This is a genomic window from Streptomyces sp. GQ60, assembly GCF_059758875.1.
This window is the reverse complement of sequence record NZ_JCAXEG010000060.1, coordinates 1-651: the sequence shown is the minus strand read 5'-3', so window position 1 is coordinate 651 and position 651 is coordinate 1. Positions and strand designations below refer to the sequence as shown.

Annotated in this window: 1 rRNA gene and 1 pseudogene; both read left to right on the top strand. The window is 64.7% G+C overall.

Annotation, left to right across the window (positions count from 1 at the left end):
* Window positions 1-75 precede the first annotated feature (75 nt).
* A 5S ribosomal RNA gene (gene rrf / locus AC6CKD_RS37950) occupies window positions 76-192 on the top strand.
* 223 nt (window positions 193-415) lie between these two features.
* A pseudogene (locus tag AC6CKD_RS37945) lies at window positions 416-651 on the top strand (hypothetical protein); the annotation flags it as partial.

Here is a 651-nt window from a genome sequence, read left to right as displayed (position 1 = left end):
CAACGAACGGTTGCTGGTTTCTAGAGCTAGAACATAACTACAAAGTGTGCTTGTTCGCTCGAAACCGATTAGGGTTTCGGTGGTCATAGCGTTAGGGAAACGCCCGGTTACATTCCGAACCCGGAAGCTAAGCCTTTCAGCGCCGATGGTACTGCAGGGGGGACCCTGTGGGAGAGTAGGACACCGCCGAACAATTTTTCAAAGGACCCCTGGTCCAGCGTTCAACGCTGGAGCAGGGGTCTTTTTTGTTTTCCAGATCTTTACGCCGAAGCGCGGCCATGGGTTGGTTGCGCGAGAATGACTAGCGGTACCCCGAAGACAGGAGTCACACCCATGTCCAACTCTCCCGACGATCGTCCGGAGCGCGAGCCTCGGCGCAACGACGGCGGTGACAGGGGCGGCTACCGCGGGGGCCGTGACGACCGTGGCGGCGAGCGTCCGCCGTTCCGTCGCGACGACCGTGGTGGCGACCGTCCTTCCGGTGGCGACCGTCCCTCTGGTGGCGGCTTCCGCCGTGACGACCGTGGCGGCCGTCCGGCCGGCGGTGGCGACCGTCCGTCGTTCCCGCGTCGCGATGACCGTCCTTCCGGTGGCGACCGTCCCTCTGGTGGCGGCTTCCGCCGCGATGACCGTGGCGGCCGTCCGGCCGGC